Source organism: Biomaibacter acetigenes (assembly GCF_003691585.1).
GTDB classification, from domain to species: domain Bacteria; phylum Bacillota; class Thermosediminibacteria; order Thermosediminibacterales; family Tepidanaerobacteraceae; genus Biomaibacter; species Biomaibacter acetigenes.
In genome coordinates this window covers 1-16,560 of the sequence record NZ_CP033169.1, presented here as the reverse complement: position 1 = coordinate 16,560, position 16,560 = coordinate 1, and the positions used below count along the sequence as shown (strand labels likewise).

The 16,560-nt window shown below is 45.6% G+C and carries 14 protein-coding genes; 2 read left to right on the top strand and 12 right to left on the bottom strand.

Annotated features, from left to right (window positions below):
* Positions 1–14: 14 nt before the first annotated feature.
* The 4 genes from D2962_RS00070 to D2962_RS00055 all read right to left on the bottom strand — a co-directional run bounded on the left by D2962_RS00070 (position 15) and on the right by D2962_RS00055 (position 4,850).
* On the bottom strand, positions 15–995 hold the full coding sequence (locus tag D2962_RS00070) for an ABC transporter permease (protein ID WP_122013741.1): 981 nt from the start codon (positions 993–995) through the stop codon (positions 15–17).
* Positions 996–1,096: 101 nt separating this feature from the next.
* Positions 1,097–1,885 (bottom strand): glutamine amidotransferase, encoded by a 789-nt coding sequence (locus D2962_RS00065; RefSeq protein WP_162991019.1) that lies wholly within the window; start codon positions 1,883–1,885, stop codon positions 1,097–1,099.
* An 81-nt stretch (positions 1,886–1,966) separates the two neighbouring features.
* The gene (locus D2962_RS00060) at positions 1,967–3,820 is read right to left on the bottom strand and encodes an aldehyde ferredoxin oxidoreductase family protein (RefSeq protein ID WP_122013739.1); all 1,854 of its coding nucleotides are present in this window, start codon (positions 3,818–3,820) and stop codon (positions 1,967–1,969) included.
* A gap of 28 nt (positions 3,821–3,848) precedes the next feature.
* Positions 3,849–4,850: a Gfo/Idh/MocA family protein gene (locus tag D2962_RS00055; RefSeq protein WP_122013738.1), complete on the bottom strand. Its 1,002-nt coding sequence runs from the start codon at positions 4,848–4,850 to the stop codon at positions 3,849–3,851.
* Between the two features lie 208 nt (positions 4,851–5,058).
* On the opposite strand from D2962_RS00055, the gene D2962_RS00050 reads away from it, so the two are divergent.
* Positions 5,059–6,843, top strand: a complete 1,785-nt coding sequence (locus D2962_RS00050) for a sigma-54-dependent Fis family transcriptional regulator (protein ID WP_162991018.1) — start codon at positions 5,059–5,061, stop codon at positions 6,841–6,843.
* 212 nt (positions 6,844–7,055) lie between these two features.
* Positions 7,056–7,292, top strand: a complete 237-nt coding sequence (locus tag D2962_RS00045) for a hypothetical protein (protein ID WP_245984806.1) — start codon at positions 7,056–7,058, stop codon at positions 7,290–7,292.
* 54 nt (positions 7,293–7,346) lie between these two features.
* On the opposite strand, the gene gyrA is transcribed toward D2962_RS00045, so the two are convergent.
* The 8 genes from gyrA to dnaA all read right to left on the bottom strand — a co-directional run bounded on the left by gyrA (position 7,347) and on the right by dnaA (position 16,560).
* Complete coding sequence (gene gyrA, locus D2962_RS00040; protein ID WP_122013735.1) at positions 7,347–9,770, bottom strand: DNA gyrase subunit A; 2,424 nt, start codon at positions 9,768–9,770, stop codon at positions 7,347–7,349.
* Positions 9,771–9,803: 33 nt separating this feature from the next.
* A complete protein-coding gene (gene gyrB, locus D2962_RS00035) occupies positions 9,804–11,711 on the bottom strand; it encodes a DNA topoisomerase (ATP-hydrolyzing) subunit B (protein ID WP_122013734.1) in 1,908 nt (635 codons plus the stop codon).
* Between the two features lie 42 nt (positions 11,712–11,753).
* Positions 11,754–11,999: an extracellular matrix regulator RemB gene (gene remB / locus D2962_RS00030; protein ID WP_120765155.1), complete on the bottom strand. Its 246-nt coding sequence runs from the start codon at positions 11,997–11,999 to the stop codon at positions 11,754–11,756.
* Positions 11,984–12,466 carry a DciA family protein gene (locus D2962_RS00025; RefSeq protein WP_122015691.1) on the bottom strand — a complete coding sequence of 161 codons (483 nt, stop codon included), beginning with the start codon at positions 12,464–12,466 and terminating at the stop codon, positions 11,984–11,986. The genes remB and D2962_RS00025 overlap by 16 nt, the downstream gene beginning before the upstream one ends.
* A 5-nt stretch (positions 12,467–12,471) precedes the next feature.
* Complete coding sequence (gene recF / locus D2962_RS00020; RefSeq protein WP_122013733.1) at positions 12,472–13,566, bottom strand: DNA replication/repair protein RecF; 1,095 nt, start codon at positions 13,564–13,566, stop codon at positions 12,472–12,474.
* On the bottom strand, positions 13,566–13,778 hold the full coding sequence (locus D2962_RS00015; protein WP_245985156.1) for an RNA-binding S4 domain-containing protein: 213 nt from the start codon (positions 13,776–13,778) through the stop codon (positions 13,566–13,568). The genes recF and D2962_RS00015 overlap by 1 nt, the downstream gene beginning before the upstream one ends.
* 5 nt (positions 13,779–13,783) lie before the next feature.
* Positions 13,784–14,935, bottom strand: coding sequence for a DNA polymerase III subunit beta (gene dnaN, locus D2962_RS00010; RefSeq protein ID WP_122013732.1), 1,152 nt, complete (start codon positions 14,933–14,935; stop codon positions 13,784–13,786).
* A gap of 260 nt (positions 14,936–15,195) precedes the next feature.
* Positions 15,196–16,560, bottom strand: coding sequence for a chromosomal replication initiator protein DnaA (gene dnaA / locus D2962_RS00005; protein ID WP_122013731.1), 1,365 nt, complete (start codon positions 16,558–16,560; stop codon positions 15,196–15,198).

The following is a 16,560-nucleotide window of genomic DNA, read 5'->3' as shown; positions in this document are numbered from 1 at the left end:
ACCCCCCTGCAATATTACTTTTTCTTTCTATTTACTACAATCACATCAAAGTAAAGGGCGACAATTATGATCAGACCTTTCACCACATCCTGCCACACGGCAGGAACATTGATGATATTCAGCGCATTGCTGATCATGCCTATCAGCAGCACGCCTACAAGCGTGCCTCCAACGGTCCCTTTGCCACCGCTTATGCTGGTTCCTCCTATTATTGTAGAGGCAATAGCATCCAGAAGAATGTTTCCTCCTATGTTCGGAGCCACCATAGATATTCGGCATATCATTATAACTGCCGAAATGCCTGTCATAAGGCCCGCAAGCATATAGATATATAATTTATACCTTTTCAGGTCAACACCGGCTAACCTGGCACCTTCTTCATTCCCACCCATCGCATACGCATAAATTCCTATCTTGGTCCTGTTTAAGATCACATAACTTATAGCGCTCATGACGAGAAAAATTACAAAAGGTGTAGGAATGCCTGCCATGTTGCCCTTGCCTATAAAATCGACAACCGGACTCGTTAAAAATACTATCTTGCCTTCCGATACAACATATATCAATCCCTGAATCACCGACATCATGGCAAGGGTGGCGATAAAGGGCTGTATCCGCAGTCTTGTTATTATAAGACCGTTTATCGCACCTATCAACAATCCAATGCCGACTGCCGTAAGGATCAATACTGCTGCACTGCGGGTAATCCCGAAAACCACACCGGCACAAACGCCTGCAAAAGCAACTCCCACCCCTGCAGTAAAATCAATACCGGCGGTCAATATGACAAACATGGCGCCCAGGGCAACAACACCCACTGTCGAAACCTGGAATAATACATTTCTCAGGTTCGAAAAACTCATAAATTTAGGATTTATGAGGCTTGTGGCCACCACAAAGAGCACCAGCAAAATCAGCGGACCATAGTTTCTGAATATGCCTGAAAAGTTCATGTCGTAAGTTTTACCATTCATATCTGCCTTGGATCTTCTCATCGATTGATTTCACTCCTTTAGAGGACCGTATCCTTCATGTTACGTCGTCCATCACCTCTTGTCTTCTTAAACATTGCGTCATGAACGGCTTAACCTCGTTTTTAAGGGTTTGTTCTCGCTGAATTTGAGCCCAGCCATTTTATTGCCTGGCACCAGAATTGTCCGTAATGCTCCCACGGTTGAAAGTACTGGGCCCAGTGAGGAGAACAATCACTTGCAAACGCCATTGCGCGACCCCTGCCGAAGGTCCATGTAACTATCAGAGGATATTCTTTCTCACCGTCACTTATGGTAGCAATCACTTCCGCACCATCCTTGGGGATTATCTTGTTAAAGCCTTCAAAGAGCGGTGCATCCTCCCACGGTATGCCCCGAACAATCGGATGATCCGGTTTTTTTATCCTAACTGTTGCACCTTCTGGGGTTTCAACCCTGTCATCCAGACCTTTTAAACAATTAACAGGCAATGCTTCCTCCACCGGAGTATCGTAATAGCCCCCGTGGCCGAACCGTCCGCTGAAGGATGTCCATCCTCCTATCATGAGCAGCCCTCCACCCTGTCGTGTGAATTCTCTTATTGCTTTCAGCCGATTGGTCCTCGGCAATGGTGTCCCCGGTATCCAGAACGGATATAGAGACAATACCTCGCATTCACAATCGCTGATGATGATAACATCATATTGTGAAAGTTCCTCTACGGTCCTCGGAAAATCGGCAATGGCCTGTTCATTTGTCATATGGGTTACTTCGTTGCCGTCAGACTTGAGCGCATCAATTAGAGGTTGACCCCATACGTGATGTGACATGCCTTTCATTTCCAGATTGAAAGGTGATGCGATAAAAACGGGACCGAGTTTTGTGCAGGCATCTCCCGCATATAATACTTTCATAATCACTATTTGCCTCCTCTGCCATGTACTTTTTTCTTCTTTCAAAAACCCCATTTAATGTGTCCCATAACTCTGTCTCATTCAATTCAACCAAAAATTATCGATCTTTAGTCTGACCAGATTATGTCTTTCAGGTATTCCCTTTTCGTTCCAGTTCATGAGTTTAAGGTATTCCTTCATCAAAGTTTCCATATCAACCGTGAACCCTTCTGTAGGGCCTTTTTTAAGCGGCGGATTGCCCAGCGCCCTTTCCGGGAATCTTGCCGTCACTGGATTGGCATCTTCCCTTATATTGAATAACTGCCTCAAGTTGGAAATCCGTTCACCCACCTCTATCATTTTTTGGTTTGTCCACTCCCTGCCGGTGACAGCGGTTAAAAACTCACCAATGCATTCGCTAGTAGTCGATAGAAAGCCAAAAAGGCAACTTCCAGAAGCATTGACAATGTTGCAAAGACATTCTAGAATTTTGAGCTGAAAAACCCTTTCTTTTACATTTTCTTTTTCGGTCCCGAAGCCTATGACGGCTTCCTTCAGGCCCGGCGGAGAACAAAATTGTGCAGCCTGAATATGCTTGCCCGGAAACATTTTATAAATAATTCCCATAGCAGGTTCGAATCTCGGATCGTGCATGGCTATAGCATCGCCCATTACATGAACGGCGTATTTTTCAGCGTCACCGCCTATCGATCTTGCGGCTTCATTCAGGCCCCTTGACAGCAGCGCCCCCAATCCCTCGCTGCATGCTATCTGTCTTGTCAGTTCAACAATGGACGCATGGTCACCCCATGCAAGTTTTAAGCCTCCAGTATCCTCATCGGTCAAAAGGCCATTTTCGTAACATTCTATGGCAAAGGCCACTGCCGCCCCGGTGGAGATGGTGTCTATGCCATATCTGTTGCAAATATCATTTGCCGCTATGATGGATTCCAGGTTAGAATTGCCGCAGTTGCTCCCGAAAGCCGCCATCGTTTCATATTCGGGCTGGTGAGTCTCCTTCACCGCATAAGGTCCCTCTTTAATGCTTACAAGACCGCCGCACACTATGGGGCATCTGTAGCACCCGTACTTTTTCGTGCGGTATTTAAAAAGCTTGTCCACGGCAATTCTGCTGGCATCATCTTGCGTAAAATCAATGCCGCATACACCCTTCCAGTTTTTTACGGGACTATCTCCGTTCAGCGCACCCGCAGCTGTATATCCCGGTGTTCCTATCTGATATGCCGCCGATGCTCCCACGTGTTCCTTTATGATCTGGTCCGTATATTTTTTCCTGAGATTTTTTAAAAGTTCTTCATCCGCTACTTTTATCGGGATGTTTCCTTTTACCACTATACACTTTAAGTTTTTAGAACCCCATAAGGCCCCGAGGCCGAACCGTGCTGCAGCCCTCCCCTTATCCGTTATTACGGCGGAAAACATATTTTTCTTCTCTCCGGCAGGGCCTATGCAGGCGATTTGGGTATCTTTCCCATGTTTTTTCTTTAACATCTCATCGGTCTCAAAAGTATCCTTACCCCACAGATCACTGGCGTCCACAATTTCAGCCCTGCCGCTATCGATAAATATATATACCGGAACATCGGAAGCCCCCGTAATGAAAACTCCGTCGTATCCCGCTCTTTTCAGTTGGGGGCCAAAATAACCTCCCGAGTTGGCATCACCCCAGGTGCCTGTAAGCGGAGACTTCCCGAATACGGTAAACCTGCTGCCTATTATGGAACCACTTCCGGTCAGCGGGCCCGTCATTACCCCACATATGGAATCTTTGCCAAGAGGATCTGCACCTCTTTTTTGCCGGGACAGTATGACTTTTAAAGCTATACCGTAACCACCAAGATAATTGAATTTCATGTCGTCATCCAATTGCTCATCCCATACCTTTTTCTTGCAAAGATCCACCCACAGCACCCTTCCCATGTATCCGTCGCCCATACTATCCCTCCTTGCCGCTTTTTGTAAACTACATGTCCACTGGAAGTCCCGTTTCAATAGACTTAAAACACGCTTCGATAACTTCCACGGCCTTTATTGCACTGTCGGTAGGCACCACATACGGCGTTCCTTTAAGAGTAGCTTCGGCAAAGTGCGATATTTCATCTCTTAAATTGCCGCATATTTTACCGTTGATTTCCGGCCAATGAAGGGTATCGGGATAAAAGACATTGTTTTCGGTATATATGGTCAGGCCCTGATCACATATTTCCACATAACCAGCCCCTTTTGTACCTACCACTTCCGCCGATGTTACGATACCCAGTGCGGTGTTGTTCGGCAGCGCCCAGCACAGTTCAAGGCATCCTATGGCTCCATTTTCAAAATTGAATATGGCCATTATTGTATCTTCAGAATTTATATCAGCATTCACCTTGGATACTTTCTGGGCATACACCCTCTTAACCTTTGAACCGGCGTACCAAAGCATGAGATCCACATCATGAACACCAAGGAAATAAAATATGGATACCCTGCCCTTTAGCCGTTTTGCCGATGCAGCAGGATTCGTCCTCTTTAAATAAAGGTGCACTGGTTCTCCTATTTGTCCCACTTCAATAGATTTATAAAGTTGCTGGTAGCGAGGATCAAATCTCAGCACATGCGCCACCATCAGTCTTACCCCTGCATCCTCGGCCGCTTTTTTGATTTCCATCGCTTCTTTGCAGGTCTTTGCTATGGGTTTTTCCATTAAAATATGTTTTCCAGTTTTTGCCGCCTCCACTGCCGGCGCCACATGATACTCTTCTGGCACGCAAATGCTTACGGCGTCGATATCTTTCCGTGCCAGCAATTCGTTGTAATCTGTGTAAAAATCGCAGTTATAACTTTGGGCCGTCTTTTTGGCCGCTTCTTCGTTGATGTCGGCCACCGCCACCAGCTCTGTGTGAGGCAATTCGCTGATGATTCTTGCATGAAGCCCTCCTATGAGGCCCAGTCCTATGACTCCCATATTCAGTTTCCCACTCATTTTTTAACCTCCTGTTCGAATTATTCTACCTGAATGTTTCTGAGTAAATATTGCATAAACAATGCCAAAGGGAGTTGGCGGAAAAACGGGCTATTTTAAGGATAAATTATATCTCATTCTCAATTCTGATACGCAATACATCTCAGAATTGACATTCGTTTTGGACAATGATATATTAATTACAACATATCCACATTGGAGGAATAATATGACCTATCTGATGGATATCCAAGCCGATGCTCAGCGGGTGGCCAATGCAATAAATGCGGCGCTGGGACTCGAAGTTACCATTTCCGACTCCGATTACAATCTGGTGGCAAGCAGCAGAGGCTATTTTTCCTCAAAAGGTTCTGTCCTGAACTCTTCCTTCAAGGCAGAATTATTCCGTTCCCAGAAACCCATCATAGTAGAGAATCCCGGCTATCATCCTTATTGTGCTGATTGCAGTTGGGCAAAAAAGTGTCCCGAAAAAGCATTGATATTAACGCCCATAATTTTCAGAGGTCAGGTAATAGGAGACATAGGGTTGACAAGTTTCTCTGAAGAACAGAAAAATAAAATATTAAATTATCATAATGAATATATAGAATTTCTCAATCAGATGGGCGAGTTTTTGACTGTCAAAATTGCTGAAAGAGCCGTCCACAATGAGTTGCTGATTTTTTCCGAAAAGCTGGTAAATGCCATAAACTTTACCGAAGAAGGTTTAATATATACGGATAGCATAGGGACCATAACTCTTTGCAACACGGCGGCCGCTCAGCTTTTCAACATGAGTTCCAATGAGATGAGAGGACTCAACGTAATTAATGTCCTGCCCTCCCTGCCTCTAAAAAAAATAGAATCGCTCGATAATGAGACATGGGAAAGTGAGTTAATATTTACAAGGCAAAATCGAAAATACCACTTACTGGTATCTGCCCGTTCAATTAAAGTAAAACAAAAGGTTGAAGCTCTAATAATTTCTGCGAGAGATATGCAGGAAGTCCGCCAATTTGTTTATAGAATAGGAGGAACGGGAAAGCTGTACAGCTTTGAAGACATAATCGGTAACTGTCAGTCTATGCGTGCCGTAAAGGATCTGGCAAAGGAGATCGCCAATAGCGTTTCAACGGTCCTTCTCCTGGGCGAAACGGGGACCGGCAAAGAACTTTTTGCAAGAGCCATCCATTGTTCCAGCTCCAGGCATAACAAACCCTTTATAGCCATAAACTGCGGTGCCATCCCCGATACCCTTCTGGAAAGCGAACTTTTCGGTTACGAGGACGGAACCTTTACGGGGGGACGGCACGGCGGAAAGCCCGGAAAGTTTGAAATGGCCAACGGTGGCACCATCTTCCTCGACGAAATAGGCGATCTGCCGCTTTATCTGCAGGTAAAACTCCTCAGGGTAATCCAGGAAAAAGAAATCGAACGGCTGGGCAGCAGTAAAACCCTGCCCATAAACGTGCGGATCATAGCAGCCACTCATAAAAACCTGGAAAAAATGGTGAGACAGGGGGAGTTCAGAGAAGATCTGTACTACCGTCTAAATGTCATCCCCATTTATATACCTCCTTTGAGGGAACGCGCCGATGACATTCCCCTGCTGATAGAGCATATGATAAAGAAATACTCCAATTTGCTTTCGAAAAACATAACAGGCATTTCCGACAAAGCGATGAAAGCACTGATGAATTACGAATGGCCAGGTAACATACGTGAACTGGAAAACTGCATAGAATATGCCATAAACATAGAGAAAGATACTGTAATAAATCTGTCAAGCTTGCCATCAAAACTTCTTCAAAAAACAATTTCAACGAACTGCGAAAAAAATGATGCGAAACCTTTCAGAGAAAAAATTGACAATGTAGAAAAAAGTGAAATAATTACACTTCTAGAAAAATACAAGGATATGGCAAATGTGAAAGAAAAAGTAGCCCAGGAACTGGGCATAAGTCGAGCAACATTGTATAGAAGATTGCGAAAATACAACATAGTTATAAAATAAAAAGCTCCCTCAATGTGGAGCTTTCTTTTATTGTACAATGAAAACCACTGCTATGCATTTGTTTTCAAAAAGCTAAAAGCTACGAAAAGAAAAAACCTCCCTTGTTTGAATAGATGCTTTGCATCTAAAAACTGAAGCGAATAATTTATGAAAAAACAAATCATTGAATAAAAACTTTTATATAAGACATGCTTACATATGAGGTGATATTTGTGGACTTCGAGTGTCCCCTATGCAATGCCCTGATAAATGTGAATGAAACCTGCCCCAACTGCGGCAGCGAAATGGAGGATTGGGGAAGGGTGGAGGATTATTTTGACCCTTACAATCCGTATCTTGATAAAGATACCACTACTATGGGAGAATCCCCCCATGAGTGCATCCATCTTTTTACATGCCCCCGCTGCGGTTATGATACAAGGATTATTGTTAATCAAATTCCCACATAAATCATATAAAATATAGGGGCAACACCAAAGAAAATTGTATTGCCCCATCGTTACTTATTCTTCGCTAATCACCGCCACCGATGCCAGCTGGTCATCTTTTTCAAGTTTAATCAAAGTGACGCCCCGGGTGTTGCGGCTCATCTTTGAAATCCCGGAAACTTCCATGCGTATTACTATTCCCGAGGCGGTGCACAGCATTACATCATCCTTTTCGCTGACCACTCTTATGGCTTCCAGATGGCCTGTCTTTTCGGTGACCTTCTGGATTATGATGCCTTTGCCGCCTCTGGACTGAAGCCGGAATTCCTCCTCACCGGTGCGCTTGCCGAAGCCTTTCTCCGTCACCACCAGCACATCGCACCCGGGTTTTAATATATCCACCGAGGCCACTTTATCATCCTGTCTTAAGGATATACCCTTGACCCCGTGGGCGGTGCGCCCCATAGTGCTCACATCATCCACGGAAAATCTTATGCCCATGCCTTCCATCGTCCCCAGGAGCACCTGATCCTCCCGGTCTATAAGCCTTACGGCTATGAGCTCATCCTCTTCCCGGAGCCCGATGGCAATAAGGCCGGCCTTCCTGGAGCTTTCGTACTCGGAAAGCAGGGTCTTTTTTACCAGCCCATTCCGGGTGGCAAAGAGCAGGTATCTTGCCTCTCCGAAATCCTTGATGGGTATGACGGCGTTGACCTTTTCACCCGGTTTTAAGGGCAAAAGGTTTACTATGGCGGTGCCCCGGGCGGCCCTTCCCGCTTCGGGGATCTCGTGGGCCTTGAGCTTGTAGACACTGCCCCTATCAGTGAAGAACAGCACCACATGGTGGGTGGTGGCCACGAATATGCGCTCCACGAAATCCTCTTCCCTGGTGGTTACACCTGTAACTCCCCGGCCTCCCCGCTTTTGATTTTTGTATGTGGAAAGGGGCAGGCGCTTGACATAGCCCAGATGTGTCAGGGTAATGACCACATCTTCCTCCGCGATGAGGTCTTCGGCTTCAAAATCATCCACTGCGGTGGCAATTTTGGTGCGACGCTCATCCCTATATTTTTCCTTTATGGCCAGGATCTCGTCTTTTATTATGCCCAGCACCATTTTCTCGTCAGATAGCACCTTTTTGTAGTATTCTATTTTTTCCAGGATTTCCTTGTATTCTTCCTCTATTTTCTGGCGCTCCAGAGCCGTCAATCTCTGCAGCCTCATGTCCAGTATGACCTGGGCCTGCTTCTCTGTGAGGTTAAAAGTGTTCATGAGGCCTTCCCTGGCCGTAGGCACATCCCTGGATTTTTTAATGAGGGATATGACCTCATCCAGGTGGGAAAGGGCGATCCTCAGGCCTTCCAGAATGTGAAGCCTCTCCTCTGCCCTGGCCAGGTCATATTTTGTCCTCCTAACGATAATATCTTTCTGGTGCTCCAGGTAGTAGTATATCAAATCCCTCAGGTTCAGCACCCGGGGCTTGTTGTCCACCAGTGCCAGCATGATGGCTCCGAAGGTGTCCTGCATCTGGGTGTGCTTGTAAAGCTGGTTCAATATCACATGAGGATTAGCATCTCTTTTGAGCTCTATGACAATGCGGATTCCGGATCTATCACTTTCATCCCTCAGGTCCGATATGCCTTCGATGTTCTTTTCCCGCACAAGTTCCGCAATCTTTTCCACCAGCCGCGCCTTGTTCACCATGTATGGGATTTCCGTGACAACTATCCTCTGACGCCCGCCTTCCATGGGTTCGATGGTGGCTTTGGCTCTGACCGTCAAAGACCCCCGGCCGGTCCTGTACATCTCTTTTATGCCGTCCCGCCCCAGGATAGAGGCCCCGGTGGGGAAATCCGGTCCCTTTATGACTTGCATGAGGTCATCGATGGAGACACCGGGATTATCTATCATCATAACCACACCGTCTATGACCTCCGAGAGGTTGTGGGGAGGGATGTTGGTGGCCATGCCCACTGCGATGCCCGAGGAACCATTGACCAAGAGGTTCGGGAAGCGGGATGGCAACACCGTAGGTTCCTTTAGCCTCTCATCGAAATTAGGTATAAAATCAACGGTATCCTTATTTATGTCAGACAGCATCTCCATGGCTATCTTCGAAAGCCTGGCCTCGGTATACCTCATGGCCGCCGGAGGGTCGCCGTCTATAGATCCGAAATTGCCGTGGCCGTCCACCAGCATGTAGCGCATGGAGTAATCCTGGGCCATGCGCACCATGGCATCGTAGATGGCCGCATCACCGTGGGGATGGTATTTGCCCATGACCTCACCTACGATGGTGGCGGATTTCCTGTAGGGCTTATCCGGGGTGAGGCCAATGTCGTTCATGGCATATAGGATCCTGCGGTGGATGGGTTTGAGGCCATCCCGCACATCCGGCAGTGCCCTGCCCACGATAACGCTCATGGAATAGTCTATATAGGATTTTTTCATTTCCTCTTCGATGTTTACAGGCACTATTTTTTCAGCTGATTCAGCCATTCAAAGACCTCCGTCACTTTAAATTAATCAATATTATATATCCAGATTGACAACTTCGTGAGCGTGTTCGAATATGAACTGTTTCCTGGGCTCCACCCTGTCGCCCATGAGGATGGTGAATATTTCATCGGCCGCCACGGCATCCTCCAGGCTCACCTTCAATATGGTACGCTTTTCGGGATTCATGGTAGTTTCCCAGAGTTGCTCCGAATCCATCTCGCCGAGGCCCTTGAACCTGTTGACAACGGCCTTTTCTCGGTCTTTACCCAGTTTGTCCAGGATTTGTTTCAATTCATATTCATTGTATGCATAATACTCCTGCTTGCCCAGTACCACCTGAAAAAGCGGAGGCTGGGCTATATACACCTTTTCGGCTTCTATGAGGGGCTGCATATACCTATAGAAAAATGTGAGCAAGAGTGTCCTTATATGGGCACCGTCCACATCGGCATCGGCCATAAGTATTATTTTATGATACCTAAGTTTTTCTATGTCAAATTCATCCCCGATTCCGGTGCCTATAGCGGTGATGATGGAACGGATTTCCTCATTGTTCAGTATCTTGTCCAGTCGTGCCTTCTCCACGTTCAGTATCTTACCCCGGAGGGGAAGTATGGCCTGGATCCTGCGGTCCCTGCCCTGCTTGGCGGAACCTCCTGCGGAGTCTCCTTCCACCAGGTAAAGTTCACACAGCCTGGGGTCCCTCTCGCTGCAGTCTGCCAGCTTACCCGGGAGCGTGGTGCGCTCCAGGGCATTTTTCCTGCGGGTAAGTTCCCTAGCTTTGCGGGCGGCTTCCCGGGCCCGGGCGGCACCTATGGCCTTTTCCACAATGATTCGGGCTGTGGAGGGGTTTTCCTCCAGAAAGCGGGAAATACCTTCCCCCACCACCGAATCCACAATGCCCCTCACTTCGCTGTTTCCCAGCTTTGTCTTGGTCTGGCCTTCAAACTGGGGATTTTGAAGCTTTACGCTGATGACCGCCGTCAATCCTTCCCGCACATCTTCCCCGGAAAGGTTGGCATCCTGTTCCTTAAGGAGATTGGTCTTTCTGGCATAGTCATTTATGCTGCGAGTGAGGGCAGTCCGAAAACCGCTCAGATGGGTACCACCTTCATGGGTGTTGATATTGTTGGCAAAGGACAGCACCGTCTCTACATAGGTGTCGTTGTACTGCACTGCCACTTCTACTTCCATGTCTTCCCGGCTCGATTTCATGTATATAGGTTCCTCATGAAGCACATCCTTGTTTCGGTTGAGGTATTTCACAAAAGAGGCTATGCCGCCTTCATAATGAAATACACTTTTCTTATCAGTTCTGCTGTCTACCAGTTCTATTTTTATGCCCTTGTTTAAAAAGGCCTGTTCCCTCAGCCTCTGGGTGAGGATATCAGCAGAAAAGACCGTATCCTCGAAGATTTTTTTGTCAGGCTTAAAGGTAATTTTTGTACCCGTTCCTTCCGCATCGCCTTTTTTTATAACCTGGGTTACCGGGACGCCTCTCTCGTATTTCTGATAAAAAATGCTTCCTTCCCTCCTGACTTCTACTTCCAGCCACTCAGAAAGGGCATTCACCACTGATACTCCCACGCCGTGAAGGCCGCCGGATACCTTATACCCTCCGTGGCCGAACTTTCCTCCAGCATGCAGCATGGTGAGAGCCACCTCCAGAGCCGGTTTTCCCACCTTGGGATGTATCCCCACAGGGATTCCCCGACCATCGTCGTCCACGGTGATGGAGCCATCCCTGTTTATGGTCACCCAGATATTTTTGCAGTATCCCGCCAGAGCTTCGTCTATGCTGTTGTCCACCACCTCATATACCAGGTGGTGAAGACCGCGGCTATCGGTAGAACCGATGTACATGCCGGGACGAAGCCTCACATGCTCAAGGCCCTCCAGAACCTCTATTTTATTTTCATCGTATACCCCTTTTTTTTCCAAGCTTAAAACCTCCAAACTATCTTAAAACCTGTGCCGTAAAACTTAAAGGTTTTTTAAAAAATTGGATCTCTTGAGCAAAGTGACGGAAGATATGGGAGAAAAAAATATCTTTTTATCACAGATGATTATGGATTTTTTATCCATACCGTCCTCACCCTGGACAAAGCCCTCCTCTTTGGCCACCTGCATAAAATCCGAGGTATCCTTTGAAACCAGCGCATATTTATCCAGGATCATTATCACGTCTTTTTTGAGCACCACTTCATCGCTGCCTATATGGATGAACACTTGATTTCCTCCTTTTTCATCCTGTACTCCTGGTCTTTTATCATAAGCTCTATGAATTTTTTTCTAAGTTCCGGGTCCTGTATTTCCGAACTAATATTATATATCATTTTAATTTTTTTGTCAGGTACTCTAGCGGTAGTATTCCTTTCAGGCCCTTTGGAACATGCGGAATCCTGCCTATCTATACTGCATATTTGAAACTTTATGTCTTTGATAAGAGGCTGCCTTAAGGAAGAGTTCAGCTTCTCTATAATATCCCTTTTCAAAAAATGAAGCTGATGTGACCATATGGGGCTTTCGACGCCTATGAAAAGAACCTCGTTTCTGAAAAACACCGGCCTGGAAACCCTGGCTATATTTTCACCGACAAGGATGTCGTAATTTAAAAATATCTGGAATTCCATTAATCTTTTTTCAAAGCCGGATCTTTTTAGGGATTCCTTTAATATTATTCCTATTTTTTCCATAATTATCACTCCATTGAGCCTGCCCTTACCTGATAGAGTTTGCTTTTTGCCAGTATCTCATCGGGTATGAACTTTAAATCCGTGGTAGTAATGAACACCTGGGAACCATGGTTTTCCACAATGAGTTTTCTTCGGGTGAGGTCAAGCTCGGACATCACATCATCCAGCAGCATTATGGGAGCTTCTCCCCTTTCCCGGAAAAGAATCTTTGCCTGGGCCATCTTAAGACAGAGCACCAGCATCCGCTGCTGTCCCTGGGAACCGAAAAACCTGGCGTCATGGCCGTCAAGCAAAAACTGGATGTCATCCCTGTGGGGGCCGCAGGTGGTAAAACTCCTGGCGATATCCTTTTCCCTGGAGCCTTTCAATGTTTTTAAAAAATCCTGCCTAATACTGTCCCGGGACATAAAATTCACGCTGTTGATATAATTTATTTTAAAATCCGTACTTCCACCGGTGAATTTTTTAAAAATTTCAAGTATATCCGGACCAATTCTTTCTAAAAATTTCAACCTTTCCGTAAAGATTCTGGAACCTGTGTCGCAAAGCTGCAGGTCCCAAGGGTCAATGTTATCCGAAAGGGAAGGGTTTTTTTTGACGGCCTTTAAAAGCGTGTTTCTGTGGGCCAGCACCCTGTAGTAGACCTGAAGGTATTTTATATATCCTGGCTTTATATGATATATAACAGTATCAAGGAATTTTCTCCTCAAGGAAGGTTCGCCTTTTATGAGGTTCAGGTCATCAGGAGAAAAAAACACAGCGCTGATATCCTCGCATATCTCCGACCACCGGTTTTTTTGATTTCCGCCCTCTTTTACTACCTTTTTCTTATCGGAATACACCGTAACTTCCCTTTCCACCGGGCCGGCACAGGTCTCAAACACACCCCTTAAAAAGGCCAGAGGCCTTGTGTACATGATGAGCTGCTGATCCCTTACAGCCCTTTCGGACCTGAGATTGGAAAGAAAGAAAATGGATTCCAGGAGGTTTGTCTTACCCTGGGCATTGTCACCGTAAAGGATATTGATCCCCGGGGAAAAAGACACATCCAGTTCTTTAAAATTACGAAAATCAAAGAGTCTCAGATGGCTGAGATACATCAGTTTTCACGCCCTCGGGCCACTTCGAAGATGCTGCCTTCAAGCTCCACCACATCGCCAGGAGAAAGCTTTTTTGACCTGTGGGTTTCCACCTGGCGGTTGACCCTTACCCTGCCTTCACTAATCAATACTTTGGCCTCTCCGCCGGTGGAAACGGCTCCCGACCATTTTAAAAATTGGTCCAGGTTTATGGTAGAAGTTTTTATATACACCTTTTTCAATAATCTTCACCCCTTATTTTTACGGGTAAAACAAAGTTCACATGGTTTTGGGCCCCTTTAGGCCTCATGATACATGGCCCCGATTCACCGGAGAATGTAAGGTGCACATCGGGGGTTTCAATGGAGCGCAGGGCATCCATCAAAAACCTGGCATTGAAAGCTATTAACAGATCATCCCCTTCCTTCTGGCACTGCATTCTATCGCAAAGGCTTCCCATTTCGGTCTCAGCGCTGACTTCCACCAAACCGTCGGAAATGCGAAATCTTATAAGGTTGTTCTTGCTTCCCTCCCTGGCCAGGGTTAACCCTCTGTCTATGGCCGAGAAAATGCTGTCCACATCTATATCCACAATGGTTTTTGGTTCTACCCGTGTAACCTGCTCATAGTCTATAAAATTGCCTTCCAGTAACCTGGAAGATATTACTGTACTTTCGGTCCGGAATTCCACCCGGTTTTTCCCGGCATACAGGGTGAAACTCTCCTCCCCGTCCCCGAATATCCTGGAAACTTCCATAAGGGTCCTGCCAGGAATGATAAGGCTGAAATCCGCATTTACGACTGAAGAATCCTTTTCCAGATTCTCTTTTCGCCATGCGATGCGAAATCCGTCGAGGGCCACCATATTGAGCGTATTCTGACGGCATTCCACCAGAATCCCTGTAAGTTGAGGCCTGGAAGTAGATTCCTCCGCTCTGGCAAATATGGTCTGTTTTATCATATTTTTAAACAATTTTTGAGAAAAATTCATAGCCGGCGAAAGTTCGTCCCGGGTTATTTCAGGAAAGTCCTCAGACTCAAAATACGGAAGGGTCATGCTGAAATTGCCCGCATTTATTTCTACACGGCCGTCGGAACAAGAAAACATGACTTCTCCCATGGGCATCTTCCTGGCTATCTCAGAAAAAATCCTGGCGGGAAATACTTTAGACCCGGTTTCCAGAATTTTTATAGAATCATCGGAGGTATCCACCACCGGTATTTTATGTTCTATACCCATATCAAGGTCGGTGGCAGAAAGGGACAGATAGTCAGGGGAAGCAATGAACCGGATTCCAGATAAAAGAGTTATAGGAGATTTTGATGGTACAAATTTTTCAACAACGGACAATGCTGAAAGAAGAATATCTCTATCCACGATAAATTTCATAAAATCACCCCTACAAAATTTTTTTTAAAAACATGTCATAAAAATATTATACTGCGCATAAAATTATAAAATAGTAATAGTAGTAGTAAGGGCTGTGAATATGTGGATAATTTATGTGAATAACTGTATTTTAAGTGTTGTCCCTGTGTATAACCTGTGGAAAATGGGTATAACTTTATAAACAATGTCCACAAAAAAATATTTAGTCGAAATTTGTCCACTTTTTATAAACAGGATATCCAGTAATTTTTAACAGCTTATCAACTCTGAACCAGTTTTTTCTTGAGGCTGTCAATTAGCATAGAAAGCTGCGGGTCTTTGGCCATGTCTTGTGCGATTTTATCCCTGGCGTGTATCACAGTGGTGTGGTCGCGGCCTCCGAATTCCTCTCCTATTTTGGGCAGTGAGAGGTCAGTGAGCTCGCTGCAGAGGTACATGGCCACCTGGCGGGCGAAAGCCAGATCTTTTGTGCGTTTTTTAGCTTTGAAATCATCCACTTTCAAAGAAAAATGACGACCCACTTCTTGAAGTATATCGGAAATAGTAATTTTTTTTGGTTTCTGATCGGGAAGAATATCTTTTAAAACATGTTCGGCCAGATTTATGTCGATGGGGCAGTTGGTCAGGGATGAGTAAGCCACTATCCTTATAAGGGCGCCTTCCAGTTCGCGGATATTTGTTTCAATCTTGGTGGCTATAAAGTTGATGACATCATTGGGCACGGTGAGGTTTTCCATTGACGCTTTCTTTAAAAGTATAGCTATACGGGTCTCGAAATCCGGAGGCTGGATGTCGGTGATAAGCCCCCATTCAAACCTTGACCTGAGGCGCTCCTCAAGAGTTGGAATTTCCTTGGGAGGCCGGTCGCTGGATATGACCAGCTGCTTATTGGCTTCATGAAGGGCGTTAAAGGTATGGAAAAATTCCTCCTGAGTCCTCTCCTTGCCGGCAATAAACTGGATGTCATCAATTAGAAGCACATCGATGGTCCTGTATTTGTTGCGGAATTCCACATTCTTGTCATCTTTTATAGAGTTGATGAGTTCATTGGTAAACCTCTCAGAAGATATGTAAACAACCTTGTAGTTGGGTTTCTGAGAAAGAATATAGTGGCCTATAGCATGCATCAGATGAGTTTTTCCAAGACCTACGCCTCCATAAATAAAGAAGGGGTTGTATGCCCTGGCAGGAGACTGGGCCACAGCCAGGGAAGCGGCATGAGCGAAGCGGTTACTGTTGCCTACTACAAAAGTGTCAAAGGTATATTTTTGATTTAAAGATGAAATAGGTTCTTCGGAAAAAGACTTTGAATCGTAGCGGTCCAGAATTTGCGAAGAATAGGATTCAAGGCCTGTACCGGAAAAATTGGCGTCATCGCCGACCTTGAAGAAAATGCTTATATCCTGTTTCAAAATGGAACGTAGAATATCTTTTAAAAGATTTATATATCTTTTTTCAATAACCTGTTTCAAGAAAATGTTGGGCACCTCGACTGTGGCGATATTTTGATCGAGACTGACAAGTTTAGCAGGTTTTAACATGGTATTAAAAGACATGTCATTGTTGAGTTCGCTGCTAAGTATCTTAAGGACCTGGCACCACAAAGAAGAAAGGTCGATAGACAT

Bases quoted from the DNA above. Each gene is read 5' to 3' on its own strand.
- D2962_RS00070 (WP_122013741.1), bottom strand. From the start codon at position 995: ATGAGAAGATCCAAGGCAGATATGAATGGTAAAACTTACGACATGAAC.
- D2962_RS00065 (WP_162991019.1), bottom strand. From the start codon at position 1,885: ATGAAAGTATTATATGCGGGAGATGCCTGCACAAAACTCGGTCCCGTT.
- D2962_RS00060 (WP_122013739.1), bottom strand. From the start codon at position 3,820: ATGGGCGACGGATACATGGGAAGGGTGCTGTGGGTGGATCTTTGCAAG.
- D2962_RS00055 (WP_122013738.1), bottom strand. From the start codon at position 4,850: ATGAGTGGGAAACTGAATATGGGAGTCATAGGACTGGGCCTCATAGGA.
- D2962_RS00050 (WP_162991018.1), top strand. From the start codon at position 5,059: ATGACCTATCTGATGGATATCCAAGCCGATGCTCAGCGGGTGGCCAAT.
- gyrA (WP_122013735.1), bottom strand. From the start codon at position 9,770: ATGGCTGAATCAGCTGAAAAAATAGTGCCTGTAAACATCGAAGAGGAA.
- D2962_RS00025 (WP_122015691.1), bottom strand. From the start codon at position 12,466: ATGGAAAAAATAGGAATAATATTAAAGGAATCCCTAAAAAGATCCGGC.
- recF (WP_122013733.1), bottom strand. From the start codon at position 13,566: ATGTATCTCAGCCATCTGAGACTCTTTGATTTTCGTAATTTTAAAGAA.
- dnaN (WP_122013732.1), bottom strand. From the start codon at position 14,935: ATGAAATTTATCGTGGATAGAGATATTCTTCTTTCAGCATTGTCCGTT.
- dnaA (WP_122013731.1), bottom strand. From the start codon at position 16,560: ATGTCTATCGACCTTTCTTCTTTGTGGTGCCAGGTCCTTAAGATACTT.